This window comes from Streptomyces sp. NPDC104096 (assembly GCF_055584385.1).
In genome coordinates this window covers 147,877-174,063 of sequence record NZ_JBVJMD010000011.1, presented here as the reverse complement: position 1 = coordinate 174,063, position 26,187 = coordinate 147,877, and the positions used below count along the sequence as shown (strand labels likewise).

Genomic DNA, 26,187 nt, shown 5'->3' with positions numbered 1-26,187 from the left:
CCGGCTCGGCGCGTCACCCGGTCGGCTCAAGGAACTCCAGCCGGTTGCCGACCGGGTCCTGGGAGTAGAAGCGCCGGTGGCCCGGCAGGTCGTGGTCCCAGGTGACCTCGGCGCCGTGGGACGACAGCCGGGCCGCGTACGCCTCGATGCCGGTGACCCGCAGCCCGGGGTGGGCCTTGCGGGCGGGGCGGAAGTCTGCCTCGACACCGAAGTGCAGCCGTACGGTGCCGGCCTGGAACCAGCAGCCGCCCCGCGCGGCGAGCACGGGCGGCTTGGGGATCTCGGTCATGCCGAGCGTGTCGACGTAGTACGGGCGCAGCAGGTCCTCGGCGCCGGGCGGCGCGGCGAGCTGGACGTGGTCGAGGGCGGTGAGCACGGCTCTCAGGCCTCCTTGCGGGCGACCGCGAAGACGCGGCGGAACGGGAACAGGGTGCCGTGGGCGCCGGCCGGGTAGGCCTCGCGCAGGGCGCCGCGGTAGGCGGTGACGAATTCCTCGCGGGCCGCCGGGTCGTCGGCGAGGGCGGTCAGGACCGGCCGCAGTCCGGTGCCCTTCACCCAGTCGAGGACGGGGTCCTCGCCGGTGAGCAGGTGGACGTACGTGGTCTCCCAGGCGTCGGTCGCACAGCCGAGGTCGGCCAGGCGCTCGAAATAGGCCTCGGGGGTGCGGACGGCGTCGTCGTGGCGCAGGACGTCGGCGAGGCGGTCGCGCCAGCGGGCCGAGCCGGCCAGGTCGCGCATCAGCCGGTGGCTGGGGGCGTCGAAGTTGCCGGGCACCTGGAAGGCGAGGGTGCCGCCGGGCGCGAGGGCGGCGATCCAGTCGCCGAACCGGTCCAGGTGACCGGGCACCCACTGGAGCGTGGCGTTGCTGATGATCAGGTCGTACGTCCGCGGGGGCGTCCAGGTGCGTACGTCGGCGGGGGCGAAGTCGAGGCGGCCGCCGACCGGGGTGGGGCCCGCGTGCTCCGCCCGGGCCCGGTCGAGCATCTCCGGCGAGTTGTCGTATCCGGTGATGTGCGCGGCGGGCCAGCGCTCGGCGAGCAGGGCCGTGACGTTGCCGGGTCCGCAGCCGAGGTCGGCGATGCGGGGCGGGTCGCCGGGCAGGTCCGGTACGCGGGCGAGGAGGTCGGCGAAGGGGCGGGCGCGGTGGTCCGCGTGCCGCAGGTACTGGGCGGGGTCCCAGGCGGGGGTGGTGGTGGGCATGGGCGGCCTCCTCGGACGGGCACCGGGTGCGCGGTCGATCTCCAGCCTGCCCCCAGAGATATCTTGACGTCAAGAGACTTCACGTCGACACAACCACTACACTGATCGTCATGGAGGACGAGGTCGATCGGCTGGTCGCAGCGTGGCGCCGGGAGCGCCCGGACCTCGACGTGGAGCCGCTGGAGGTACTCAGCCGGGTGAGCAGGCTGGCCCGGCATCTCGATCGCGCGCGTCGGCTCGCCTTCTCCGAGCACAGCCTGGAGCCCTGGGAGTTCGACGTGCTGACCGCGCTGCGGCGCGCGGGAGCCCCGTACCAGCTCTCGCCGGGGCAGTTGCTCACCCAGACCCTGGTCACCTCGGGCACGATGACCAACCGTATCGACCGGCTGACGAAGAAGGGCCTGGTGGAGCGGCTGCCGGACCCCAGCGACCGGCGCGGTGTGCTGGTGCGGCTGACCGAGGAGGGCCAGGACCGCGCGGACCAGGCCCTGGCCGGGCTCCTCGCCCAGGAGCGGGCGATCCTCGCCGAACTCTCCCGCGCCCAGCGCGGCGAACTGGCCGCGCTGCTGCGCCGGCTGACCGCCCCGTTCGACAACATCCCGGGCTGAGACGGCCGGACGGAACCCGCCCCGGTGCACGGGGAATTCCGTCCGGGGCGCGTCCGGCACACCGGAGCACACGCGCGGTCCGGCCGGCTGTCCGCCGCGGCCCGCCCGGGGTGGTCCGGTCAGGCGGTGTGGGTCTCCTGCGGCCTGATCCGTCCGGCGGGCTCCAGGTCGACCGGTCCGACGCCGGCCCGGCGCGCCAGCGCGACGGCGGCGAGGGTGGAGTGCACGCCGAGTTTCCCGAGGACGTTCTGCATATGGGTGCGCACGGTGTGCGGGGAGAGGAACAGCCGCTCCGCGACGGCCTTGCGGCCCAGGCCCGCGACCATGCAGCGCAGCACCTCCCGCTCGCGCGGGGTGAGGGACTCCACCAGCCGTTCGCTCTCGGTGCGGTGCTTGCGGGCGGCGGTCAACTCCCGCAGGACGCCGGTGAGCAGGGCGGGCGGCAGATGCGTCTCGTCCCGCAGCACCCCCCGGATCACGGTCAGCAGCCGCGACAGCGAGCAGTCCTTGGCCACCCAGCCGGAGGCCCCGGCCTGGAGGGCGAGCGCGGCCCGCCGCGGGTCGTCCTTCTCGGCGAGGACGACCGTACGCACGTGGGGCTGCCCGGAGCGGACTCCGGCGACGAGGGATATCCCGTCGACCAGCCCGTCCTCGCCCACTTCCTGTACCGGCACCGCCGACCGCACGCCCGGCACGCTGCCGCCCAGGTCGGCGTCCACGAGCAGCACGTCGTACCTGCGCCCCTCGGCGGCCGCGCGCTCCAGGCTGCGCAGTGCCGCCGGGCCGCTGCCGGCCGCGGAGACGTCGACGTCCGGCTCCGCCGCCAGTGCCGCGGCGAGCGACTCGGCGAAGATCCGGTGATCGTCGACGACCAGGACTCGGATACGAACCACGAAACCCCCTTCCCCTGGCTCCCGAAGAGCAGGGGCCAACCCCACCACCGTCTGTAGGACGCGGACCGGCGCGGGCACGACGCCCGGCATCGGCGCGGCCGCACGGCCGCCGCCGTGCAGGAACTGCTACCCCCGATGCGGGCGTCGTACCCGACTTGGTCTCGCCCCCTGATCAGCACCAGCCCCCACCGGTGCTGTTCATCAGAGTACGGCTGGGGGCCCGTAGCGGAAGCTCATTTGCAGAACTGATTGGCCGGGGCGTTTATGGTGTGCCGCATGTTTCGTATTGAGGCAGAAGTCGACAAAGTGCGGCGTGATCTCCTCCGTACGCGTCTGCGTGACACGAACACGGCGAACTCGCCGGTGCTGCGCGCCCTGCGCGGCACGCCCGGCGAGCGCGAACTCCCGCTGCACGTCTGGGCGTCGGACGAGGCCGGCGAGCTGGCCGGCGGTCTGGTCGGACACACCTGGACGACCTGGCTGCACGTCACCTACCTGTGGGTCGACGAACGCCACCGGGGCGCGGGGCTGGGCTCCCGGCTGCTGGCGCGGGCGGAGCGCATCGCACGTGAGAAGAGGGACTGCCGGGGTGCCCGGGTGGAGACGTGGGACTTCCAGGCACCCGACTTCTACCGCGGGCACGGGTACGAGGTGGTGTGCGTGATCCCCGACTACCCGCCGGGGATCACGGAGTACACCCTGACGAAGCGGCTCGGCCGAGCCGGCGGCTGACCGCCGACGGAACGCCGACGGCCGGGCCCGGGGAATCACCGCCCCCGGACCCGACCGCGACCTCGGCCTCGGAACGCGAACCGGGCGTCAGGACCCGGCCCGCGCCCGGCTGTCGGGGCCGGGGCCGTACCACCCGGCCGTCGAACCCGGGCCGCGCCACCCGCCCGTCGGGACCGGGACCGTGCCAGGCCGGAGCCCGGGGTCGAGCCCGGCCTTCGGGACCGGGGGCCCGGCGGGCCGGTGGGCCCGGCGGGCTCAGGTCAGGCGGGTGGCTCCCGACGAAGGCACCGCCTCGAAGGCCCGTGGGGCGGTGAAGCCGGCCGTGGCGAAGGCGGCCTCGACCGCCTTGGTGATCGCCACCACGTCCGCCTCCTCGGCCAGCACGATCGCCGAGCCGCCGAAGCCGCCGCCGGTCATCCGGGCGCCCAGCGCGCCCGCGGCCAGCGCCGTGTCGACGACCAGGTCCAGCTCGGGGCAGGAGACCCGGAAGTCGTCGCGCAGCGAGGCGTGGCCCTCGGTGAGGACCGGGCCGATGGCGCGGGTGTCGCCGGCCCGCAGCAGGTCCACGACCCGCTCCACGCGCGCGTCCTCGGTGACGACGTGGCGCACCAGGCGGCGCACCTCCTCCTCGTCGCCGAGCCGCTCCAGCGCCGTGTCCAGTTCGGCGTGGTCGATGTCGCGCAGGGCGTGGACGCCGAGCAGGTCGGCGCCCTGTTCGCAGCCGGCCCGGCGCTTTCCGTACTCGCCGCCGCTGTGGGCGTGCTTGACCTGGGTGTCCACGACCAGCAGCCGCATCCCCTCGGCGGCCAGGTCGAAGGGGATCTGCCGCTGGGACAGGTCGCGGGTGTCCAGGAACAGCGCGTGGCCCGCCTCGCAGCAGGCCGACGCGGTCTGGTCCATGATGCCGGTGGGGGCGCCGACGTAGACGTTCTCGGCACGCTGGCACAGACGGGCCAGCTGCCAGCGCTTGAGGCCGAGTTCGTACAGGTCGTTCAGGGCCAGCGCGACGACGACCTCCAGGGCCGCCGACGAGGACAGGCCCGCGCCCGCGGGGACCGTGGACGACAGGTGGACGTCGGCGCCGGTGACCGGGTGGCCGGCCTCGCGCAGCGCCCAGACCACCCCGGCCGGGTACGCCGTCCAGCCCTTGTCGCCCTCGGGCGCGAGGTCGTCCGGGGAGAGTTCGACGACGCCGCCCTCGACGTCCGCCGAGTGCAGCCGCAGCCGGCCGTCGGTGCGCCGTGACACCGCCGCGACGGCGGTGTGCGGCAGCGCGAACGGCATGACGAAGCCGTCGTTGTAGTCGGTGTGCTCGCCGATGAGGTTGACCCGGCCCGGTGCGGACCAGACGCCCTCGGGCTCGGCTCCGTACAGCGCGGCGAATCCCTGTCGGACCTGGACTGGTGCCCCCACTAGTGCTCCCTCGCGGTGCGTGCGTTGTGCTGCGTGAACTCCCAGGCGTCCGCGACGATTCCGGCGAGGTCGGCCCGGGAGGGGTTCCAGCCCAGTTTCTCGCGGGCGGTGGCGGCGGAGGCGACCAGGACCGCGGGGTCGCCGGCCCGGCGCGGGGCGACGACCTCGGGGATGGGGTGGCCGGTGACCTGGCGGACGGTCTCGATGACCTCGCGGACGGAGAAGCCGTTGCCGTTGCCGAGGTTGCAGATCAGGTGCTCGCCGGGCCGCGCGGCGGCGACGGCGAGCAGGTGGGCCTCGGCGAGGTCGGCGACGTGGATGTAGTCGCGGATGCAGGTGCCGTCCGGGGTGGGGTAGTCGTCGCCGAAGACGGAGATGGCGTCGCGGCGGCCCTGGGCGACCTGGAGGACGAGGGGGATCAGGTGGGACTCGGGGTCGTGGCGCTCGCCCTGCGCGCCGTAGGCGCCGGCCACGTTGAAGTAGCGCAGGGAGACCGCGCCGAGGCCGTGGGCGGCCGCCTCACCGGTGATCATGTGGTCGACGGCGAGCTTCGAGGCGCCGTAGGGGGAGGTGGGGGCGGTCGGGTCGGTCTCGGTGATCGGGGTGTCGACCGGCTCGCCGTAGGTGGCGGCGGTGGAGGAGAAGACGAGCTTGCGCACGCCCGCGTCGCGCATCGCGCCGAGCAGCGCCATGGTGCCGCCGACGTTGTTGTCCCAGTACTTCTCCGGCTTCACCACCGACTCGCCGACCTGGGAGAAGGCGGCGAAGTGCAGGACCGCGTCGTAGGAGGAGTCCAGCCACTTGGCGGCGTCGCGGATGTCGCCCTCGACGAACGCGGCGCTGGCCGGGACGCCCTCGCGGAAGCCGGTCGAGAGGTTATCGAGGACGGTGACCTCGTGGCCGGCCTCCAGCAGGTGCTGGGCGACCACGCTGCCGACGTATCCCGCGCCACCCGTGACCAGGTACTTACCGCTCATGAACTCGCTACCTCTCGCAGTCGCTCGGCCGCGCGCTCCGGCGGCACGTCGTTGATGAACACGTTCATGCCGGACTCGGAACCCGCGAGAAACTTCAGCTTGCCGGAAGTGCGGCGGATGGTGAAAAGCTCGAGGTGGAGCGCGAAATCGTCGCGGCTGACCCCGTCGAACTCCTCCAGCGCGCCGAACGGCGCCTGGTGCCAGGCGGCGATGTAGGGCGTGGGAGGTTCACCTTCGCCGAAGATCCGGTCGAAGCGCCTCAAGACTTCCAGATAGACCTGGGGAAACTCTGTGCGTGCCGGCTCGCCGAGGGCGAGCAGATCGGGGACGCGGCGCTTGGGGTACAGGTGGACCTCGTAGGGCCAGTGCGCGGCGTACGGCACGAAGGCCACCCAGTGTTCACCCTCGAGGACGACCCGCCCGCCGGTGAGTTCCCGTTCCAGGACGGCGTCGAAGAGGTTCTCGCCGCCCGTCGCCTCCTTGTGTGCCGCCACTTGGCGCAGCATCAGGGCGGTGCGGGGGGTGACGAAGGGGTACGCGTAGATCTGCCCGTGCGGGTGGCCGAGGGTCACCCCGATCTCGGCTCCGCGGTTCTCGAAGCAGAACACCTGTTCCACGGAGGGCAGATGCGACAGCTCGGACGTCCGGTCGGTCCACGCGTCCAGCACCAGGCGTGCCTGCTCCTCGTCGAGGTCGGCGAAGGACGACCGGTGGTCGGAGGTGAAGCAGACGACCTCGCAGCGGCCGGAGTCGCCCGCCAGGGAGGGGAAGCGGTTCTCGAAGACGACCACGTCGTAGGTCGAGTCCGGGATCTCGCTGAGCCGGTCGCCCTGTGAGGGGCACAGCGGGCACTCGTCGGCAGGGGGGTGGTAGGTGCGGCCCTGGCGGTGCGAGGCGACGGCGACGGAGTCGCCGAGCAGGGGATCCGCGCGCACCTCCGAGGTGGTGACCGTGGGCTCCAGCGGGCGACGGTCCGCCGCGTCGCGCACCGCGTCGTCCCGCAGGTCGTAGTAGATCAGCTCACGACCGTCGGCCAGTCGGGTCGAGGTCTTCTTCACCGCGCACTCCATCCGTACACCTAGCGAAGCTTCAAACAGAACCAAACACATCGAACCATAAGACCCCACGCAGGTCACCCCCATAATCAAACAAAGAACACCAGGCAAGGTGAGTTCTGGATGCAAACCCCCACATATCTGGCAGCGGGGCTGCGGCTGCCCGTCAATGCGCTCGACTACGCGATCATGGCGATCTACTTCGCCGTCGTCCTGGGCATCGGTTTCGCGGCCCGCCGCTCGGTGCGCACCAGCCTCGACTTCTTCCTCTCCGGAAGATCGCTGCCTGCCTGGATCACCGGCCTGGCCTTCGTCTCGGCCAACCTCGCGGCCACCGAGATCCTGGGCATGGCCGCCAACAGCGCCCAGTACGGCGCGTACACCGTGCACTGGTACTGGATCGGCGCCATCCCGGCCATGGTGTTCCTGGGCCTGGTGATGATGCCGTTCTACTACGGCTCCAAGGTCCGCTCGGTCCCCGAGATGCTGCTGCTGCGCTTCGACAGGTCGGCGCACCTGCTGAGTTCGATCCTGTTCGCCTGCGCCGCGATCCTGATCGCCGGGGTGAACCTCTACGCCCTCGCGATCGTCGTCGAGGCGCTGCTCGGCTGGCCGCAGTGGGTGGCCATCGTCGTCGCGGGCTTCTTCGTGCTCGCCTACATCACCCTCGGCGGCCTCTCCTCCGCGATCTACAACGAGGTGCTCCAGTTCTTCGTGATCCTCGCGGCGCTCATCCCGCTGTCCGTGCTCGGCCTGAAGAAGGTCGGCGGCTGGGGCGGGCTGACCGACAGGCTCACCGCGCAGCACGGCCACCACTTCGTCACCGCGTGGGGCGGCACCGGCATCGGCAGCGCCAACCCGCTCGGCGCCAACTGGCTGACCATCGTGCTCGGTCTGGGCTTCGTGCTGTCCTTCGGCTACTGGACGACCAACTTCGCCGAGGTGCAGCGCGCGCTGTCCGCGAAGAACCTCTCCGCCGCCCGGCGCACCCCGCTGATCGCGGCCTACCCGAAGATCTTCATCGTCTTCCTGGTGATGATCCCCGGCCTGGTCGCGGCGGCGCTCGTGCCGGGGATCGGCACCTCCGGCTCGGACCTCCAGTACAACGACGCCATCCCCTACCTGATGCAGGAGCTGCTGCCCAACGGCGTGCTCGGCATCGCGGTGACCGGCCTGCTGGCGGCCTTCATGGCGGGCATGGCGGCCAACGTGTCGTCCTTCAACACGGTCTTCACCACCGACATCTGGGCCAAGTACGTCGCCCGGGGCCGCGAGGACGCCCACTACGTGCGCTTCGGCCGCCTGATCACCGCCATCGGGGTGCTCGCGTCGATCGGCACGGCCTTCCTGGCCTCGTCGTTCTCGAACATCATGAGCTACCTCCAGACGCTGTTCTCCTTCTTCAACGTGCCGATGTTCGTGGTCTTCATCGTGGGCATGTTCTGGAAGCGGGCGTCGGCGAAGTCGGGCTTCTGGGGGCTGCTCGCGGGCACCGTGACCGCGATGGTCAACTACTTCGTGCTCTACAAGCGGGACATCATCTCCGTCCCCACCGACCAGGGCGCCAACTTCGTCTCCGCCATCGCGGGCTTCGTCGCGGGCGCGGTCGTCATGGTGATCGTGTCGCTGTTCACCGCCCCCAAGCCGGAGCGCGAGCTCCAGGGCCTCGTCTACGGCACCACGTCCCCCGGCACGGCCGAGCCGCCGGCCGCCGGTGACGACGCCTGGTACCGCAGCCCGGCCCTGCTGGGCTGGGGCGCGGTGATCCTGGCCGCCGCCTGCTACGTCCCGTTCTCGATCTGACCGCGCAACGATGGAGGGACCATGTCCGACCACTCCGAGGAAAGCGTCCGGCGCGAGGTCACCGAACTGGAGGGCAGGTCCGCCACCGCCGCGCGGATCTTCGACCTGCGCCGGATCATCGGCGGACTGTTCGTCGTCTACGGCGTCATCGTGACGGCCGCCGGGATCTCGCCGTCCGAGGCCTCCCTGGACAAGTCCGAGGGCGTCGACATCAACCTGTGGACCGGTCTCGGCATGCTGGCGCTGGGCGTGTTCTTCCTGGTCTGGCTGAAACTCCGCCCGGCCGGCCCGCCGCGGGCACCCGAGCGGGAGGAGCGGCCCGATTAGCCCTCCCGCGCACAGGTTGCATAATCATGCGGATCGATGAATACTCTTCCTATGTCCAAGGTTCTCACCTCCCTGCCCACCGGCGAGCGCGTCGGCATCGCTTTCTCGGGCGGCCTCGACACCTCCGTCGCGGTCGCATGGATGCGCGACAAGGGTGCCGTCCCGTGCACCTACACCGCCGACATCGGCCAGTACGACGAGCCCGACATCGCCTCGGTGCCCGGCCGCGCGAAGACCTACGGCGCCGAGATCGCGCGCCTGGTCGACTGCCGGGCGGCACTGGTCGAGGAGGGCCTGGCCGCGCTCGCCTGCGGCGCGTTCCACATCCGCTCGGGCGGTCGCGCCTACTTCAACACCACCCCGCTCGGCCGCGCCGTCACCGGCACGCTGCTGGTGCGGGCGATGCTGGAGGACGACGTCCAGATCTGGGGCGACGGCTCGACGTTCAAGGGCAACGACATCGAGCGGTTCTACCGCTACGGCCTGCTCGCCAACCCGCACCTGCGCATCTACAAGCCGTGGCTCGACGCCGACTTCGTCTCCGAGCTGGGCGGCCGCAAGGAGATGTCGGAGTGGCTGGTGGCCCACGGGCTGCCGTACCGCGACAGCACCGAGAAGGCGTACTCCACCGACGCCAACATCTGGGGCGCCACCCACGAGGCCAAGACGCTGGAGCACCTCGACACCGGCGTGGAGACCGTCGAACCGATCATGGGCGTGCGGTTCTGGGACCCCGAGGTCGACATCGCCGCGGAGGACGTGACGATCGGCTTCGACCAGGGCCGCCCGGTGAGCGTCAACGGCAAGGAGTTCGCCTCCCCGGTCGACCTGGTGATGGAGGCCAACGCCATCGGCGGCCGCCACGGCCTGGGCATGTCGGACCAGATCGAGAACCGGATCATCGAGGCGAAGAGCCGCGGTATCTACGAGGCGCCGGGCATGGCGCTGCTGCACGCCGCCTACGAGCGTCTCGTCAACGCGATCCACAACGAGGACACCCTCGCCACCTACCACAACGAGGGCCGGCGCCTGGGCCGGCTGATGTACGAGGGCCGCTGGCTGGACCCGCAGGCGCTGATGGTGCGCGAGTCGATCCAGCGCTGGGTCGGCTCGGCGGTCACCGGCGAGGTCACCCTGCGGCTGCGGCGCGGCGAGGACTACTCGCTCCTCGACACCACCGGCCCGGCGTTCAGCTACCACCCGGACAAGCTGTCGATGGAGCGCACCGAGGACTCCGCGTTCGGCCCGGTGGACCGGATCGGCCAGCTCACCATGCGCAACCTCGACATCGCCGACTCCCGCGCCCGGCTGGAGCAGTACGCCGGCCTCGGCATCGTCGGCACGACCCACCCCGAACTGATCGGCATCGCCCCGGCGGCGGCGTCCGGTCTGATCGAGACCATGCCGGAGGGCGGCGCCGAGGCCATCGCCTCCCGCGGCGAGGCGTCCGGCGACGACCAGCTGCTGGACCGTGCCGCGATGGAGTTCGGCACCGACTGAGCGCACGCGCCGAAGACAGGCGCAAAGGTCCGCGAACGGCGCGGCCGGTCCGGGGCGATGCCCGGACCGGCCGCGCCGTTCGCGTCACGGCCCCCGCTCGGAACTTCGGAACCACGGCTCCACGCCCGGGTCTACGGCTCCACGCCCGCGCTCTGCGGCGGCAGCGGTCCCGCCCGGTCCAGCAGGCCCGTGCGGGCCGCCAGGGCCGCCGCCTCCAGCCGCGAGCCGACGCCCAGTTTCATCAGGACACGCTGGACATGGGTGCGGGCGGTGGACGGGGCGATGCCCATGCCGGCCGCGATCAGCCGGGTGTCCTCGCCGTCGGCGACCCGGACCAGGACCTCGATCTCCCTCGGGGTGAGCATCTGCAACAGCCGCTGGCCCTCGTCGTCGGGCTGGGCGGCCGGGTTGAGCAGTTCGCTGAACGCCCCCTGGAGAAGCTGGGGGGCCACCGCCGCCTCGCCCGCCCGCGCCTTCATGATGGCCCGCTCCACGCCCTCGATGCGCTCGTCGTGCCGTACGTAGCCCGAGGCGCCCGCGGCGAAGGCCGCCGCGATCCCGCGCGGACTGGGTACCGGGCCGAGAACCAGGACCGCGACCTGCGGACGCTCCCGTTTGATCCGTATCACCGGGTCGAAGATGCCCGGTTCGGCCGGTGCCGCCGTGCCCAGCAGGCACACCTCGGGCGCGCGGGTGATCACCAGTTCCGCCGCACCGGCGGCCGGTGCCGCCGCGGCCAGTACCCGGTGACCCCGCAGCTTCAACGCCGAGGCCAACGCCTCGGCGAGCAGTCGGTGGTCGTCGACCACCATCAGCCGCACTCCCACAGAGCAACCCCCAGTCCCCCCAATGGGTCCCCCTGGGGATGCCCACTGGTCCGCATGGCCGAAGGGCCCCCCGGCTCCCCCGTCCTTCATGCCCCCGGAAGCTACACGCTTGTTCGACGTTGCGCTCCCCCTACTGGTGAGAAGTGCCCCGGATCGTCGAAATTCCTCACATTCGAGGGTGATGAGCGGTACGCGCACGGCCCCGCCCCTGAGCAGGGACGGGGCCGTGCGCTCGGGCCCGGGCGCGCCGGGTCAGCCGCCGGTGCCGAACGCGACCGCCAGGACCTCCTTGCCGCCCAGACCGGACAGGGCCTTGCTGGCGAAGACCTGGGACATGTACAGACGGCCTCCCGTGTAGAGGATCTCGGCGTACTCGGGGAGCATGCTCTGCTCCACGGTGTGCACCTGCGACGTCGCCGGGTTCTCCATCAGCGTCGTCTCCTTGAAGCTGCCGCCGTCGATGCTCACGACCTGGCCGCCCTTGTCGTAGGGCGGGCGCTTGTAGGCGAGCAGGGCGGTGCCGTCCATGCGCAGCGGGGTGATCGTGTAGCCGTCGCCCGCGTCGGCGCGCTGGCCGGTCTGCTTGCCGGTGGCGAGGTCGAAGGCGACGATCTCGTTGGACCGGCTGCCCGACCCGCCGCCCTCGTGCTCCTCGGTCGGCACGTAGATCCGGTCGGCGGCCACGACGACGCCCTTGCAGTACTCGATCCTGCTGATGCCCTCGCACTTCGCCGCGTACTGGTCGCCCGGCGCGGAGATGCGGGTGCGCAGCGCGCCGGTCTTGTTGTCGATGGAGAAGAAGTCCGAGATGCCGCTGCCGTCGCCCGCGCTGTCGCCGACGTCGGCGGCGACGACCAGCGGATCCGTCGACACGACGCTGGCGTACTCGATGCCCTTGGTCATCTTGTACTCCGAGATCACCTTCCCGCTGACCGGGTCGATGGTCTGGATGCTGAGCTGGTGGTTGTCGTAGTCGCCGCACTTGCGGACCGCGACCAGCTTCGCGCCGCCGCCGTAGCCCGCGTCGTAGCAGGTGTCGCCGACCTTGGGGGACCACAGCAGTTTGCCCGAGTCGATGTCGAAGGCGGCGCCGCCCTCGGTGGCGCCCAGGGCGGCCGTGTGGGCGCTGACGGTGACGTTGTCGAAGGTGATCGGCTGGTCACCGGTGTTGACGGTCTTCGTCCACAGCTTCCTGCCCGCGTCGAGGTCGATCGCGGCGACCTGGCTGCATCCGTGCGAGGGATCGGCCTTGGTCGGCATCGCGGGCTCGTAGAGGATCGCCGTGCGGTTGTCCTCGGTGCTGTGGCGGGCGGCCTCGCACACCGGGCCGGGCAGCTTGATCGTCCACAGCCGGGTGCCCTTGGCGGGGTCGTAGCCGACGACCTCGGCGGCGCCGGTCTTGACGTACGTCTTGTCGGTGAGCCAGGAGCCCTGGGTGCTCATGGTGGCGGCGACCGAGGGCATGGGGACCTGGAAGAGCACCTTGGACGCGGTGTCGGCGGGCGCCTTCTCCGTGCCGCCGGAGCCGCCCCCGGTGGTGTCCTTGCCGTCCTTGCCCCCGGTGCCGCCGCTGGAGCCGGCGGTGCCGTGCTTGCCGTCGCCGCCCTTGCCGGACGAGGAGTACCAGATGCCGCCGCCGACGATCAGCGCGATCGCGACCACGGCCGCGACGATGATGAGCAGTTGGGCGTTGGGCTTGCGCCCGCCGCCGGCCGGTCCGCCGGGCTGCTGCCCGTAGCCGTACGGACCCGGCTGGGGGGCGCCCGGGTAGCCGTAACCGGGCTGCGGGACGGTCGGCGGCTGCGGGTAGCCGTAACCCGGCTGTGGCGGCGGAGGTGCCTGCGGGTAGCCGTAGCCGGGCTGCGGCGGCGGGGGCGCCTGCGGGTAGCCGTAGCCGGGCTGCGGGGTGTCCTGCGGCTGCGGCGGCCGGGGCGGGCCGAAGCCGCCCTGCGGCTGCGGGGGCTCGTTCGGGGGCGGGGGCGGCGGCTGGCTCATGGTCTGACTACCTCGGGAACGCGACTGGGACGGGAACGGGGACGGGGACCGGCACCGGTACGGGAACGACGGGAGCGGACGAGGACGGGGGCGGGCGGGAGAAGTCGGGACCGGGGCGGCCGGTCCGGCTCACTTGCCGAAGGCGAGCATCAGCTTCTCCTTCGCGTCGTCCTTCCCGGTCAGATGGGTGGTGGAGAGGTAGAAGCGCCCGTCCACCCAGGCGATCGACTTCGAGAAGAAGCCCGACTCGATCCGGGCGGTGCCCTGCGGGTTCTGGAGCAGCTTCGCCGGGGTGTGGGCCGCGCCCGCGGTCGGGATCGCGACGACCTGCCCGCCCGTGTCGTACGACGGCTCGACATAGGCGACGAGCCGGCCGCCCTCGACCCGGATCGGCTGCATCGAGGTGTCCGCCGGGGACTTCACGCGCCACTTCTCCTTGCCGGTGGAGAGGTCGACGGCGACGATCTCGTTGGCTCCGGTGGTGGCCTTGGTGGGCAGGTAGAGGGTGTTCGCGTCGGCCGCGACGCCCTGGCAGCCCTGGAGGTCCCGGTCGAGCAGGGCCCAGCCGCACTCGGGGGCGAAGTCCTCGTCGACGCCGACCTCCGAGCGGAAGGTGCCGTCGCTCTTGATGGTGGAGATGTTCCAGGCGTTCTTGCCCTCGTTGGTCAGGTAGAGGACGAGCGGGTCGACCGAGTACGCCCGCTGCACCGACCAGCCCTTGTCGAGCTTCTGCGTCCACCGGACGCCGCCGGTCCGCGGGTCGAGACCCTGCACTTCCTCGTGCTCGTCGGCGCCGCCGGCGCCGCAGGACGCCACCGAGACCAACTGCCGCTCGTCACCGGCGAACGCGGTGGGGAAGCAGGCGGTGCCGTACTTCTTCTTGTCGAACAGCTTCTTGCCGCTCTTCAGGTCGTACGCCGTGCCGGACTGCGAGCGGCCGACCATCAGCGTGTCGCCGGCCAGCGTCAGGTCGACGGATATCACGCTGTCGAACAGCGCGCCGTCGGCGACCTGGGCGGTCCAGCCCTTCGCGCCCGTGTTCAGGTCGATCTGCTGGAGCTGGTTGCACTTGGCGCGGCTGCTGCTGCCGCTCATGTACGCCACGACGACCTTGTCGTCGGACGACTTGACGGGCGTGACCGCGCAGATCTTCTGCGGGAAGGTGATCGGGTCCCAGGCCGGCTTCCCGTCCGCGACGCCGTAGGCGACGAGTTCGTTGTAGGCCGCCTTCACCGCGGTCGTGCCGGTGATCCACATGCCGGGGGCGTCGGCTCCGGAGGCGGGCGCGTCGGGTGCCTCCTTGTACCAGAGCACCTTGGCCTCGCCGGGCTTGCGGCCCGCGTTGAGGTCCTGGGACTCCGCGTTGCCGCCGCTGCCGTCGCCCGGGTTGACCGGGGCGTCGGTGCCGGGGCTGTCACTGCCGGACGCGACCGGCTTGCCGCCCTTGCCGTCCTTGCCCGCCTGGTCGTCACCGCCGCCACCGGTCGTGAGCGCCACCACGACGGCGCCGACGACGAGCAGCGCGACGACCGCCGCCCCGGCGGCGAGCGCGGGCCGCCGCTTGAAGGGGTTGCGGGAACCGGCGGACGGCGCGCCCGGGCCGATCGGGTACGGGGACTGCGGCGGGTAGCCGTAGCCGGGCTGCGGGCCGTAGGGACCCGGCTGCTGCGGCTGGCCGTACGGTCCCGCCTGCGGGGACTGACCGTACGGGCCGGGCTGCTGGGCGTACGGGCCCGGCTGCGGCGGCTGACCGTACGGGCCCGGCTGCTGCGGAGCGCCGAAGCCGGGCTGCGGGGCCTGCGGCGGCGGGGGCGGCACGGGAGCGCCGAAGCCCGGGCCGCCGGACGGCGGCTGGTCCTGCGGCGGGCCGAAGCCGCCCTGCGCGGACGGCTGGTCGGGCGGTTGCGTCATCGGTGTGTCTCCCCCTGGCTCACTGATTTCCCGCCACGCCCCGAGCTGTGCGAGGGACGCGGAGACGTCCCGGCGAGATATCAGACGCTCTGTTCTATCACCCGGCACCGACGGCGCACGGGCCTGCGGTCCCCCCTGTTCCCAAGGGAGAACCGGCCCGTGACGCCCTCGTTATGCGCCGTCACGCCCCCTTCACACGACCCGCGCGCCGTACGCCCCTACCGGACCGGGGATCAGACGTCCTCGGCGAGTTCCAGCCAGCGCAGCTCCAGTTCGTCCCGTTCACCCGACAAGTCCCTGAGCTGGGAGTCGAGTTCGGCCACCTTCGCGAAGTCCGTGGCGTTGTCGGCGATCTGGGCGTGCAGCTTGGACTCCTTTTCGGTGATCTTGTCCAACTGCCGCTCGATCTTCTGGAGTTCCTTCTTCGCGGCACGCTGGTCGGCGGCGCTCTTCTCGGTCGCGGCCCGGGCCGGGGCCGCGGGCCCGGCGGCGGCCGCGGCCGCCTCCTCCATGCGCCGGCGCCGCTCCAGGTACTCGTCGATGCCACGCGGCAGCATCCGCAGGGTGGCGTCGCCGAGCAGGGCGAACACCCGGTCGGTGGTGCGCTCGACGAAGAACCGGTCGTGGGAGATGACGATCATCGAGCCGGGCCAGCCGTCGAGGACGTCCTCGAGCTGGGTGAGGGTCTCGATGTCGAGGTCGTTGGTGGGCTCGTCGAGGAAGAGGACGTTGGGTTCGTCCATCAGCAGGCGCAGCAGTTGCAGCCGACGGCGCTCGCCGCCGGACAGGTCGCCCACCGGCGTCCACTGCTTCTCCTTGCCGAAGCCGAACGTCTCGCACAGCTGCCCGGCGGTCATCTCGCGGCCCTTGCCGAGGTCGACGCGCTCGCGCACCTGCTGGACGGCCTCCAGGACCCGGGTGGCGGGGTTCAGCTCGGCGACCTCCTGGGAGAGGTAGGCGAGCTTGACGGTCTTGCCGACGTTGACGCGTCCGCCGGCGGGCTGCGTCTCGCCCTGGCTGCGGGCGGCCTCGGCCATGGCCCGCAGCAGGGAGGTCTTCCCGGCGCCGTTGACGCCGACCAGGCCGATGCGGTCGCCGGGGCCGAGCTGCCAGGTGACGTGCTTGAGCAGCACCTTGGGGCCGGCCTGGACGGTGACGTCCTCCAGGTCGAAGACGGTCTTGCCGAGCCGGGACGAGGCGAACTTCATCAGCTCGCTGGTGTCGCGCGGCGGCGGCACGTCGGCGATCAGCTCGTTGGCGGCCTCGATCCGGAAGCGCGGCTTGGAGGTGCGGGCGGGCGCGCCGCGGCGCAGCCAGGCCAGCTCCTTGCGGACCAGGTTCTGCCGCTTGACCTCCTCGGTCGCGGCGATCCGCTCGCGCTCGGCGCGGGCGAAGACGTAGTCGGAGTAGCCGCCCTCGTACTCGTGCACGTCGCCGCGCTGCACGTCCCACATGCGGGTGCAGACCTGGTCGAGGAACCAGCGGTCGTGGGTGACGCAGACGAGCGCGGAGCGGCGCTCGCGCAGGTGCTGGGCGAGCCAGGCGATGCCCTCGACGTCGAGGTGGTTGGTCGGCTCGTCGAGGACGATCAGGTCCTGCTCGTCGATGAGGAGCTTGGCGAGCGCGATACGGCGGCGCTCGCCGCCGGAGAGCGGGCCGATGACGGTGTCCAGGCCCTGCGGGAAGCCGGGCAGGTCGAGCCCGCCGAACAGGCCGGTCAGCACGTCCCGGATCTTGGCGTTGCCCGCCCACTCGTGGTCGGCGAGGTCGCGGATGACCTCGTGCCGGACGGTGGCGGTCGGGTCGAGGGAGTCGTGCTGGGTGAGCACGCCCATCCGCAGCCCGCCGTTGTGGGTGACGCGGCCGGAGTCGGCCTCCTCCAGCTTGGCGAGCATCCGGATCAGGGTGGTCTTGCCGTCGCCGTTGCGGCCGACCACCCCGATCCGATCGCCCTCGGACACGCCGAGCGAGATGCCGTCGAGGAGGGTACGGGTGCCGTACACCTTGCTGACGTTCTCGACATTGACCAGGTTGACGGCCATTTCACTCCTGCGCAGGGGGGTCGGTCAGCCTTCTAGCCTAGGCCCTGCGGGGTTGCGGCGGCGCGCGAGGAGGCGGTCACTCTTTGTGATGACGTGTTCGGGATATGACGACTACTGTGGAAGGGCAGGCTCCAAGATCTTGCTCCATGGGAGGAACCTTGACTGCCGAGCCGATCTCCGAGGCCGCAGAGCCCGTCGCCGAGCCGACCTCGCGGTGGCCGGTGCCTCCGGCGGACGGCTGGAGCGTGGACGACCTCTTCACCTTGCCTGACCTCCCGCGACACACCGAATTGATCGACGGGAGCCTGGTCTTCGTGAGCCCGCAGCGTCGTTTCCATGCCAACGTGATCGACCTGTTGGTCACCGGCCTGCGCCAGAACCTGCCGAGCGAGTTCAAAGTCACTCGGGAGATGACCGTCGTTCTCGACAAGCGCAATGGTCCCGAACCCGATGTCAGCGTGGTCCTCTCCGAGAACGTCTCGGGTCCGGACCAGACGAGCTTCGAGGCCAGGGACGTGGTTCTGGCCATTGAGGTGGTCTCCCCGGAGTCGGAATCCCGCGACCGCACGACCAAGCCCCACAAATACGCCGCTGCTGGCATCAAGAACTTCTGGCGCGTCGAAGAGGACGGCCGCACCGGCAAGCCCGTCGTCCACGTCTACGAACTCGACCCTGTCACCCGGGCCTACGTCCACGCAGGCATGCACCGCAACCGCGTCAAGGTCGAGAAGCCGTACCCCATCGACATCGACCTGACCGCGATCGACGAGCTCTGAGGGAACCCGCCCTCAGCAGACCACCGTCGCCCCCGCCACCGGCCCCGCCGCCGTCCGTACCGTGCGGCAGGTACCGGAGGCCCCGAGCGCCTCCGCCACCTTCTCCGCCGATTCCGCGTCACGGGTCAGGAAGGCCGTCGTGGGGCCTGAGCCGGAGACCAGCGCGGCGAGCGCGCCCGCCCCGCGTCCCGCCGCCAGCGTGTCGGCCAGTTCCGGGAAGAGGGACAGCGCGGCAGGCTGGAGGTCGTTGGAGACGGCCGCCGCCAGCGCCTCGGGGTCGCCCTTCGCGAGCGCCGCCAGCAGCTCGGCCGAGGCCACCGGCTCCGGGATGTCCCGGCCCTCGGCCAGCCGGTCGAACTCGCGGAAGACCGCCGGGGTCGACAGGCCGCGGGCGGCCATCGCGAACACCCAGTGGAAGGTCCCGCCGACCTCCAGGGCGGTCAGCCTCTCCCCGCGCCCGACGCCGAGCGCCGCCCCGCCGACCAGGCTGAACGGCACGTCGCTGCCGAGCTCGGCGCAGATCTCCAGCAGTTCCTCGCGGGAGGCGCCCGTGCCCCACAGCGTGTCGCAGGCGAGCAGCGCGCCCGCGCCGTCCGCGCTGCCGCCCGCCATGCCGCCGGCGACCGGGATGTCCTTGGCGATGTGGATGTGCACGGCCGCGTCGAGGCCCCGCCGCCCGGCCAGCGCGATCGCCGCGCGCGCGGCGAGGTTGGTGCGGTCCAGCGGGACCTGGGCGGCGTCCGGGCCCGCGCAGGTGACCCGCAGCTCGTCGGACGGGGTCACGGTGACCTCGTCGTACAGCCCGACGGCGAGGAAGACGTTGGCCAGGTCGTGGAAGCCGTCCGGCCGGGCGGCCCCGACCGCGAGCTGGACGTTGACCTTGGCCGGAACCCGTACCGTGACGCTCACTCGCCCGTCCCCTCGGAAGCGTCCTTGTGCTCGGCGATGCGCGCGAACTCCTCGACCGTCAGCGACTCCCCGCGCGCCTGCGGCGAGACACCAGCGGCGACCAGGGCCGCCTCGGCGGCCGCCGCGGACCCCGCCCAGCCGGCGAGCGCCGCGCGCAGCGTCTTGCGGCGCTGCGCGAACGCCGCGTCGACGACCGCGAAGACCTCCGTGCGGGAGGCCGTGGTCTTGATCGGCTCGGTCCGCCGGACCAGGGAGACCAGCCCGCTGTCGACGTTCGGCGCGGGCCAGAAGACATTGCGGCCGATCGCTCCGGCCCGCTTGACCTCGGCGTACCAGTTGGCCTTGACCGAGGGCACGCCGTAGACCTTCGAGCCGGGCGCGGCGGCCAGCCGGTCGGCGACCTCCGCCTGCACCATCACCAGGGTGCGCTCGATGCTCGGGAAGGTCTGGAGCATGTGCAGCAGCACGGGGACGGCGACGTTGTACGGGAGGTTCGCGACCAGCGCGGTCGGGGCCGGACCGGGCAGCGCGCCGACGTGCATCGCGTCGGAGTGCACGAGCGCGAACCGGTCGGCGCGCTGCGGCATCCGCGCGGCGACGGTCGCGGGCAGCGCGGCGGCCAGCACGTCGTCGATCTCCACCGCGGTGACCCGGTCGGCCGCCTCCAGCAGGGCGAGGGTGAGGGAGCCGAGCCCCGGACCGACCTCGACGACCACGTCGTCGGGGCGGACCCCGGCGGTACGCACGATACGGCGGACCGTGTTCGCGTCGATCACGAAGTTCTGGCCGCGCTGCTTGGTCGGGCGCACCCCGAGGGCGGCCGCCAGTTCGCGGATGTCGGCGGGGCCCAGCAGGGCGTCAGGGGTGGGGCTGCTCACGGCACCAGGGTACGGGGCCGCGGGCGGCCCCTCGTCCGGTCACCGGCCGCGCCCGGCACGCGCCCTGCCCCGCCCCGGTCTGCTCACCCGTGCAGCCGTGCCCCGCAGTGCGGCCAGGGGGTCGCCCCCCGCCGTACGTACAGCCGCTTGGCCCGCCGTGTCTGCTCCGCGGCCGGCGCGTCCTGCGGCCGTCCGCTCCCGCCGAGGCTGCGCCAGGTGTGCGTGTCCATCTGGTAGAGCCCGCCGTACGTCCCCGACCGGTCGACGGCGTCCGGCCGTCCGCCGGACTCGCAGGCCGCGAGGCCCTTCCAGTCGAGGTGGTCGGCGCCGCGGACCGACGGCGGCAGCGGCTTCGTGCCCACCCGCACCAGCTGGGACCGGGGCTCCCGGACCCGCTCGGAGCGCTCGCGCCGCGGCTTCTGCCGGACGCCGTTGACGGTCCGCAGGGCGTACGTGATGCGCCGCAGCCCCGGCCGTCCCACCCGTTCGACGACCTCCGTGCCCCGGAACAGCGAGGCGTCGGCGGTGCGCCGCACCTCGAACGGGATCGCCTCCTCCCGCACCTCCCTGCCGCCGGTGATCCGCAGCACGGTCACCGTCTGCCCGTCGCGCGGGAAGCTCCCGGCCGGGACCGAGATCTCGTCCTGGCCGCGCAGGGTGATCCCGGCCTGCTCGACGGCCTCGCCCACGGTCGCGGCGTTGGTGCGCACGGTGCGGGCCCGGCCGTCCGCCATGACCGTGACGGCGCGTTCGGTACGCACGTCCAGCGCGAGCCCCTCCCGCCCGATGCGCCGGTGACGCGCGTCGGACAGATACGCGCCCTCCACCCGCACCCCGAGCTGTTCCAGCGCCTCCTGCACCGTGTGCGCCGTCGTCCACACCTCGGTCCGCCGGCCGTCGACGGTGAGCCGCACCGGCCGTCCGTAGCGCACCGCGACCTCCTGGCCCGAGGCCAGGGGCGTGCCGGGGGCGGGCGCCACCGTGTCGTGCGCTCCGACCCGGACGCCCTCCTTCGCGAGCAGCTCGGTCACGTCGTCGGCGAAGGTGTGCAGGGTGCGCGGTCTGCCGTCGACGTCCAGCTCGACGGCCTTGTCCTTGGCGACGAAGGCGGTGGTGCCGCCGGCCAGGACGGCGACGACCAGCGCCCGCGGCAGCAGCCGGCGCATCCGACCGTCCGTCCGTCCGGCGTACCCGAGCCTGCGCCGGCGCGGGGAACGCCGGTCCGCCGTGACGCGCTCGACGAGCGTGGGCGCCTCCGCACCCGGCGGGCGCAGCGTCTGACGCGGAAGCGTGGCGTCCTCCGCCCCGTACACACCGGGGGACCCGTAGGACCCGTATCCCCCGTACGGTCCGTACGCCTCGTGCGCGTCGTACGCCTCGTGCGCCGTGCCCGCCTCGCGCGATCCGCGCGCCTCGTCGGCCCGGTACACGTCGTGGACCTCGTACGTCCCGGGCCCCTCGTCCGCCCCGTACGGGCCGTACGCGCCGTACAGCTCACGCTCGTCGCGCGTGTCGCTCGTCCCGTGCGCCTCGGGCGTCTCGTAGGCGGGCCGGTACGTGTCCTGGTACACGTCCTGGTACGTGTCCTGGTACATCCCGAAGGGCTCGTACGCCCCCGGCGCCGCGTACACGCCGTACGCCAGCGTCTGGGCGGTGTGGAGGTCGAAGCCGCCACCGGTGTCCGCCTCCGGGGCGGGCGGGGCCGGCGGGCCGGGGTCGGGGCCGCCGTACCCCTCGTACCCCCCGTAGGGCTCGTACGCCTGATACGTCTCGTACTGCGAGTTGCTCACGCCGACACGCTCCACAGGGCCAGACGGGTCCGGATCGGGCCCCCAGAACCTAGCGGAGCATCCGTCACTCTCCAAAGCCGTGCGACTACGCACAGTCGTGCCCAGAGTGAGTGCCGAGCGCCGCGATCACGGCCCGTCGGTCACGGGTCGGTCACATGGCGTAGCCGAAGGCGCGCGCCGTGTTCGCCGCGAGGGCTCCCGCCAGCGCGTCCTCGTCGATGCCCCGCACGGCGGCCAGGGCGCGGACCGTGACCGGAATGAGATACGGGGCGTTGGGCCGTCCGCGGTACGGGGCCGGGGTCAGGAAGGGCGCGTCGGTCTCCACCAGGAGCAGTTCCAGCGGGGCGACGGCGACGGCGTCCCGCAGGTTCTGGGCGTTCTTGAAGGTGACGTTGCCGGCGAAGGACATGAAGTACCCGGCGCGGGCGCAGGTCCGCGCCATGTCGGCGTCGCCGGAGTAGCAGTGGAAGACGGTCCGCTCCGGGGCGCCCTCCTCCTTCAGCACGCGCAGCACGTCGGCGTGGGCGTCGCGGTCGTGGATGACCAGCGCCTTGCCGTGCCGCTTGGCGATCTCGATGTGGGCGCGGAAGGACCGCTCCTGCGCCTCCTTGCCCTCGGGGCCGGTGCGGAAGTAGTCGAGTCCCGTCTCGCCGACGGCCTTGACCTGGGGCAGCCCGGCCAGCCGGTCGATCTCGGCGAGCGCCTCGTCGAGCGCGGCGGTGCCGCCCGGGGTGCGCGCGCCCTGCCGGGACCAGCCGTCGGGGTCGCCGTGGACGATGCGCGGGGCCTCGTTGGGGTGCAGGGCGACGGTCGCGTGGACGCTGTCGTGGGCGGCCGCGGTCTCGGCGGCCCAGCGCGAGCCCTTGATGTCGCAGCCGACCTGGACGACCGTCGTGACCCCCACCGACGCGGCCTTCGCGAGGCCTTCCTCGACGGTGCCGGACTGCATGTCGAGGTGGGTGTGGGAGTCGGCGACCGGCACCCTGAGGGGTTCCGGGAGCGGCGGTGCCGCGTTCTTGTCGTCGTTCGAAGGCATGCCCCGATCCTACGAAAGGGGCATGCCGTCCCGGGCCGTGCGGGGCGTCAGCCCACCCTGCGCTGGAACGGGTGCAGGAGATCGGACAGGTGCCAGTGGTGCCCCTCGGGCTCCGGCACCCCCCGCTGCTCCTGCGTGCCGGGCGCCGCCGGGGGCGGCTGCCGGTGCAGCAGGTCCTGCACGAAGGACACCTGGCCCGCGCGCATGATCCGTACGACGTTGCCGTCGCAGTTCACGCAGGCGGGGCGGCTCAGCGGGGACGGCACGACCCGGCCGCCCGCCACGTAGAGCACGAACTCGTGGCCGTCGGCGTCCGTGTGGTGCTCGATCTCGTACGACTGTTCCCAGCCGTGCCCGCACCTCATGCAGGCGAAGGAATAGGACTCGTTGACGACGGACGTCGCTCCGTCGCGAAGACCGGTCTGCCCTGCGATCTCACTCATGCCAGCTCCCGCTGTCCGCTGGACGAGCGCCCCCGGCGAGGGAGTTCCCCCCGGAACCCCGGTGGAGGCGAGGGACGGGTGCGTCCCTGTATCCAGTGGACGCCTCCACCGGCCCGAATGCATCAGGGCTGTCGAGTGTTGGACCCGATTTGGACCGGTCTTGCCGAAACGGCCTCGGCGGGCGGGCTGGGCTTTGCCTGGCGCGTGCACCCTTTGCCCGCGCATGGGGCGCCCGCTCATGGGAGAAGCGCCCTGCTCAGAGGGTGTACGGCAGCCCGCGTACGCCGTCTCAGCGACCGGCGTTCTTCGCCGCGACCACCGCGTCGAACACCTCACGCTTGGGCAGACCGGCCTCCGCGGCCACCGACGCGATCGCCTCCTTGCGGGGCTCCCCCGCCTCCTCGCGCACCCGCACCCGGCGCACCAGCTCCTCGGCGTCGAGCTCCTGCCCGCCCCGCTCGGGCGCCCCCTCGACGACGACGGTGATCTCGCCCCGCACCCCCTCGGCGGCCCACGCGGCCAGCTCGGCGAGGCCGCCGCGCCGGACCTCCTCGTACGTCTTGGTCAGCTCACGGCAGACGGCGGCGCGCCGGTCGGCGCCGAAGACCTCGGCCATGGCGGCGAGGGTGTCGTCGAGCCGGTGGGGGGCCTCGAAGTACACCAGGGTGCGGCGCTCCTCGGCGACCTCCCGCAGCCGGGACAGCCGCTCGCCCGCCTTGCGCGGCAGGAAGCCCTCGAAGCAGAAGCGGTCGACGGGCAGCCCGGACAGCGCCAGCGCGGTCAGCACGGCGGACGGTCCGGGTACGGCGGTGACCTTGACGTCCTTCTCGACGGCCGCGGCGACCAGCCGGTAGCCGGGGTCGGACACGGACGGCATGCCCGCGTCGGTGACCAGCAGCACCCGGGCGCCGCCCACCAGCGCCTCGACCAGTTCGGGCGTGCGGGCCGCCTCGTTGCCCTCGAAGTACGACACCACCCGGCCCTTGGGCGTCACACCCAGGGCCTGGGTCAGGCGCCGCAGCCGCCGGGTGTCCTCGGCGGCGACGACGTCGGCGTCGGCCAGTTCCGCGGCGAGCCGGGGCGGAGCGTCCTGAATGTCGCCGATGGGGGTGCCTGCCAAGACAAGGGTTCCAGTCACGTCACCATCCTCCCAGGGGCCGGACCGGGGGGACGCATCCGGACCGGTACCGCCCTTGCACGGGACTCGCACAGAAGGGTTCCCTACGATGGCGCGGTGACCAGTACCGCGTCCTCCACGGACATCCGGCAGGGCCGGGCCCCGCACGACCAGCAGCCGTCGTGGCAGCAGCGGCTGCGGCGATTCGGCTACTCGGCGCAGGCGTCGGGACCCGCGAGCGACGTCCGCGAACGGCTCGTGCCGCCGTACGCCGAGCCCAGCCCCCGGCTGTGGGCGGCGCTCGGCCTCCCACCCACCCTCGTCGACCGCCTGAGGCGCTGGTCGGGCTGGGGTGGTCCGCTGCTGGTCACCCTGTTCGCGGGGGTGCTGCGGTTCTGGAACCTGGGCAGCCCGAAGGCGGTGATATTCGACGAGACGTACTACGCGAAGGACGCGTGGGCGCTCGTCCACCGCGGGTTCGAGGTCAACTGGGACAAGAACGCCAACGACCTCGTGCTGTCCTCCGGCGGGCATCTGACCGTCCCGGTGGACGCGGCCTACGTCGTGCACCCTCCGGTCGGCAAGTACGTCATCGGGCTGGGCGAGCTGATCTTCGGGTTCGACCCGTTCGGCTGGCGGTTCATGACGGCGCTGCTCGGCACGCTGAGCGTGCTCGTCCTGTGCCGGGTCGGCCGCCGGATCTTCCGCTCCACCTTCCTGGGCTGTCTGGCGGGCGCGCTGATGGCGGTCGACGGACTGCACTTCGTGATGAGCCGCACCGCGCTGCTCGACGGCGTGCTGATGTTCTTCGTCCTGGCCGCGTTCGCCTGTCTGGTCGTCGACCGCGACCGGGCGCGCGCGAGACTCGCGGCGGCGCTCCCCGAGGACGCGGACGGCCTGGCCCGGCCGGACGCGCACGTCGCCGAGACCACCCGGCTGGGCCTGCGGCCCTGGCGCTGGGCGGCCGGTCTGCTGCTCGGCCTGGCCATCGGCACCAAGTGGAACGGCCTGTACATCATGGCGGCGTTCTGCGTCATGACGCTGCTCTGGGACGTCGGCTCCCGCAAGGTCGCCGGCGCGCGCAACGCGTACACGACGGTCCTCAAGCGCGACACGGGCCTGGCGTTCCTCGCCACCGTGCCGGTCGCGCTCGTCACGTACATCGCGTCCTGGACCGGCTGGATCCTCTCCGCGGACGACGGCTCCGGCGGCTACTACCGCAACTGGGCCGTCACCGACGGCAGGGGCAGCAGCTGGTCCTGGCTGTTCCCGGACTGGTGGCGCAGCCTGTGGCACTACGAGCACGAGGTCTACAACTTCCACGTGCACCTGTCCTCGCCGCACACCTACCAGTCGAACCCGTGGAGCTGGCTCGTGCTGGGCCGCCCGGTCTCGTACTTCTACGAGTCCCCGCTGCCCGGCACCGACGGCTGCCCTTCCGACGCGAGCGAGAAGTGCGCGCGCGAGGTGCTGGCGATCGGCACGCCGATGCTGTGGTGGGTGGGCTGCTTCGCGCTGCTGTACGTGCTGTGGCGCTGGTTCTTCCGCCGTGACTGGCGCGCGGGCGCGATCGCCTGCGGGATCGTGGCCGGATACCTGCCCTGGTTCATGTACCAGGAGCGGACGATCTTCCTCTTCTACGCCGTCGTCTTCGTGCCGTTCCTGTGTCTGGCGGTGGCGATGCTGCTCGGCGCGGTCGTCGGGCCACCGGGCTCGACCGAGACCCGCCGGGTCGCGGGCGCGACCGGCGCGGGCGTCCTGGTCCTGCTGATCGCCTGGAACTTCATCTACTTCTGGCCCCTGTACACCGGCCAGGCCGTCCCGATCGACGACTGGCGGTCGAGGATGTGGCTGGACACCTGGGTCTGAGGACCTGACGGACCTGACGGGAGGGCGCGGCGGACCGCCGCGCCCTCCCGGTCGTTCTCGGCCGTCGCCGCCCGGCCGGCCCGGCT

At 72.3% G+C, this 26,187-nt stretch carries 23 protein-coding genes; 7 read left to right on the top strand and 16 right to left on the bottom strand.

The genetic code is table 11. From position 1 onward, the window contains the following. Nucleotides 1-13: 13 nt before the first annotated feature. Together ACZ60B_RS15185 and ACZ60B_RS15180 are read right to left on the bottom strand one after the other, a co-directional pair. The gene (locus ACZ60B_RS15185) at nt 14-376 is read right to left on the bottom strand and encodes a VOC family protein (RefSeq protein ID WP_469386981.1); all 363 of its coding nucleotides are present in this window, start codon (nt 374-376) and stop codon (nt 14-16) included. Between the two features lie 5 nt (nt 377-381). Next, entirely contained in the window at nt 382-1,200 is an 819-nt protein-coding gene (locus ACZ60B_RS15180) for a trans-aconitate 2-methyltransferase (RefSeq protein WP_469386979.1), read from the bottom strand. 110 nt (nt 1,201-1,310) lie between these two features. Between ACZ60B_RS15180 and tamR the strand changes: the two genes are divergently transcribed. Continuing rightward, nucleotides 1,311-1,808 carry a MarR family transcriptional regulator TamR gene (gene tamR, locus ACZ60B_RS15175; protein WP_469386977.1) on the top strand — a complete coding sequence of 166 codons (498 nt, stop codon included), beginning with the start codon at nt 1,311-1,313 and terminating at the stop codon, nt 1,806-1,808. Nucleotides 1,809-1,927: 119 nt separating this feature from the next. Here tamR and ACZ60B_RS15170 read toward each other — a convergent pair whose 3' ends face one another. Beyond that, nucleotides 1,928-2,701, bottom strand: a complete 774-nt coding sequence (locus ACZ60B_RS15170; RefSeq protein WP_469386975.1) for a LuxR C-terminal-related transcriptional regulator — start codon at nt 2,699-2,701, stop codon at nt 1,928-1,930. Between the two features lie 264 nt (nt 2,702-2,965). Here ACZ60B_RS15170 and ACZ60B_RS15165 point away from each other — a divergent pair, with 264 nt between their 5' ends. Then, nucleotides 2,966-3,433, top strand: a complete 468-nt coding sequence (locus ACZ60B_RS15165; protein ID WP_469386973.1) for a GNAT family N-acetyltransferase — start codon at nt 2,966-2,968, stop codon at nt 3,431-3,433. Nucleotides 3,434-3,688: 255 nt separating this feature from the next. On the opposite strand, the gene galK is transcribed toward ACZ60B_RS15165, so the two are convergent. From galK to galT, 3 genes are read right to left on the bottom strand one after another with little or no spacing between them, the layout of a single operon-like run. Then, nucleotides 3,689-4,846 carry a galactokinase gene (galK, locus tag ACZ60B_RS15160; protein WP_469386971.1) on the bottom strand — a complete coding sequence of 386 codons (1,158 nt, stop codon included), beginning with the start codon at nt 4,844-4,846 and terminating at the stop codon, nt 3,689-3,691. After that, complete coding sequence (gene galE, locus ACZ60B_RS15155) at nt 4,846-5,823, bottom strand: UDP-glucose 4-epimerase GalE (RefSeq protein WP_469386969.1); 978 nt, start codon at nt 5,821-5,823, stop codon at nt 4,846-4,848. Before galE ends, galK begins: the two co-directional genes overlap by 1 nt. Then, nucleotides 5,820-6,881 carry a galactose-1-phosphate uridylyltransferase gene (galT, locus tag ACZ60B_RS15150; protein WP_469386967.1) on the bottom strand — a complete coding sequence of 354 codons (1,062 nt, stop codon included), beginning with the start codon at nt 6,879-6,881 and terminating at the stop codon, nt 5,820-5,822. Before galT ends, galE begins: the two co-directional genes overlap by 4 nt. A gap of 120 nt (nt 6,882-7,001) precedes the next feature. On the opposite strand from galT, the gene ACZ60B_RS15145 reads away from it, so the two are divergent. Genes ACZ60B_RS15145 through argG form a run of 3 tightly spaced genes read left to right on the top strand, consistent with a single transcriptional unit; the run spans nt 7,002 to nt 10,508 of the window. Beyond that, entirely contained in the window at nt 7,002-8,681 is a 1,680-nt protein-coding gene (locus ACZ60B_RS15145; RefSeq protein WP_469386965.1) for a sodium:solute symporter family protein, read from the top strand. Between the two features lie 21 nt (nt 8,682-8,702). Next, a complete protein-coding gene (locus ACZ60B_RS15140) occupies nt 8,703-9,008 on the top strand; it encodes a hypothetical protein (protein WP_469386963.1) in 306 nt (101 codons plus the stop codon). A 51-nt stretch (nt 9,009-9,059) separates the two neighbouring features. Next, nucleotides 9,060-10,508, top strand: coding sequence for an argininosuccinate synthase (gene argG, locus ACZ60B_RS15135; protein ID WP_469386961.1), 1,449 nt, complete (start codon nt 9,060-9,062; stop codon nt 10,506-10,508). 131 nt (nt 10,509-10,639) lie between these two features. Here the strand turns inward: argG and ACZ60B_RS15130 are convergent, their stop codons facing one another. The 4 genes from ACZ60B_RS15130 to ACZ60B_RS15115 form a co-directional block, all read right to left on the bottom strand. After that, entirely contained in the window at nt 10,640-11,335 is a 696-nt protein-coding gene (locus ACZ60B_RS15130; protein WP_450663187.1) for a helix-turn-helix transcriptional regulator, read from the bottom strand. Between the two features lie 252 nt (nt 11,336-11,587). Then, the gene (locus tag ACZ60B_RS15125) at nt 11,588-13,330 is read right to left on the bottom strand and encodes an outer membrane protein assembly factor BamB family protein (RefSeq protein WP_469386958.1); all 1,743 of its coding nucleotides are present in this window, start codon (nt 13,328-13,330) and stop codon (nt 11,588-11,590) included. A 129-nt stretch (nt 13,331-13,459) separates the two neighbouring features. Continuing rightward, nucleotides 13,460-15,241, bottom strand: a complete 1,782-nt coding sequence (locus tag ACZ60B_RS15120) for an outer membrane protein assembly factor BamB family protein (RefSeq protein WP_469386956.1) — start codon at nt 15,239-15,241, stop codon at nt 13,460-13,462. A 233-nt stretch (nt 15,242-15,474) separates the two neighbouring features. Next, entirely contained in the window at nt 15,475-17,283 is a 1,809-nt protein-coding gene (locus tag ACZ60B_RS15115) for an ABC-F family ATP-binding cassette domain-containing protein (RefSeq protein ID WP_469386954.1), read from the bottom strand. A gap of 146 nt (nt 17,284-17,429) precedes the next feature. Here ACZ60B_RS15115 and ACZ60B_RS15110 point away from each other — a divergent pair, with 146 nt between their 5' ends. Then, nucleotides 17,430-18,059, top strand: coding sequence for a Uma2 family endonuclease (locus ACZ60B_RS15110; protein ID WP_469386952.1), 630 nt, complete (start codon nt 17,430-17,432; stop codon nt 18,057-18,059). 12 nt (nt 18,060-18,071) lie between these two features. Here ACZ60B_RS15110 and ACZ60B_RS15105 read toward each other — a convergent pair whose 3' ends face one another. The 6 genes from ACZ60B_RS15105 to rsmI all read right to left on the bottom strand — a co-directional run bounded on the left by ACZ60B_RS15105 (nt 18,072) and on the right by rsmI (nt 24,253). Continuing rightward, nucleotides 18,072-18,968: a 4-(cytidine 5'-diphospho)-2-C-methyl-D-erythritol kinase gene (locus ACZ60B_RS15105; RefSeq protein ID WP_469386950.1), complete on the bottom strand. Its 897-nt coding sequence runs from the start codon at nt 18,966-18,968 to the stop codon at nt 18,072-18,074. Further along, entirely contained in the window at nt 18,965-19,846 is an 882-nt protein-coding gene (rsmA, locus tag ACZ60B_RS15100; RefSeq protein ID WP_469386948.1) for a 16S rRNA (adenine(1518)-N(6)/adenine(1519)-N(6))-dimethyltransferase RsmA, read from the bottom strand. Before rsmA ends, ACZ60B_RS15105 begins: the two co-directional genes overlap by 4 nt. Nucleotides 19,847-19,929: 83 nt before the next feature. Continuing rightward, complete coding sequence (locus tag ACZ60B_RS15095; protein WP_469387038.1) at nt 19,930-21,441, bottom strand: ubiquitin-like domain-containing protein; 1,512 nt, start codon at nt 21,439-21,441, stop codon at nt 19,930-19,932. A gap of 346 nt (nt 21,442-21,787) precedes the next feature. Beyond that, nucleotides 21,788-22,672 carry a TatD family hydrolase gene (locus ACZ60B_RS15090; RefSeq protein WP_469386946.1) on the bottom strand — a complete coding sequence of 295 codons (885 nt, stop codon included), beginning with the start codon at nt 22,670-22,672 and terminating at the stop codon, nt 21,788-21,790. 47 nt (nt 22,673-22,719) lie between these two features. Further along, nucleotides 22,720-23,115 (bottom strand): hypothetical protein, encoded by a 396-nt coding sequence (locus tag ACZ60B_RS15085; RefSeq protein WP_469386944.1) that lies wholly within the window; start codon nt 23,113-23,115, stop codon nt 22,720-22,722. 289 nt (nt 23,116-23,404) lie between these two features. Next, a complete protein-coding gene (gene rsmI, locus ACZ60B_RS15080) occupies nt 23,405-24,253 on the bottom strand; it encodes a 16S rRNA (cytidine(1402)-2'-O)-methyltransferase (RefSeq protein WP_469386942.1) in 849 nt (282 codons plus the stop codon). 96 nt (nt 24,254-24,349) lie between these two features. Between rsmI and ACZ60B_RS15075 the strand changes: the two genes are divergently transcribed. Then, nucleotides 24,350-26,101, top strand: a complete 1,752-nt coding sequence (locus tag ACZ60B_RS15075) for a dolichyl-phosphate-mannose--protein mannosyltransferase (protein ID WP_469386940.1) — start codon at nt 24,350-24,352, stop codon at nt 26,099-26,101. Nucleotides 26,102-26,187: the final 86 nt, after the last annotated feature.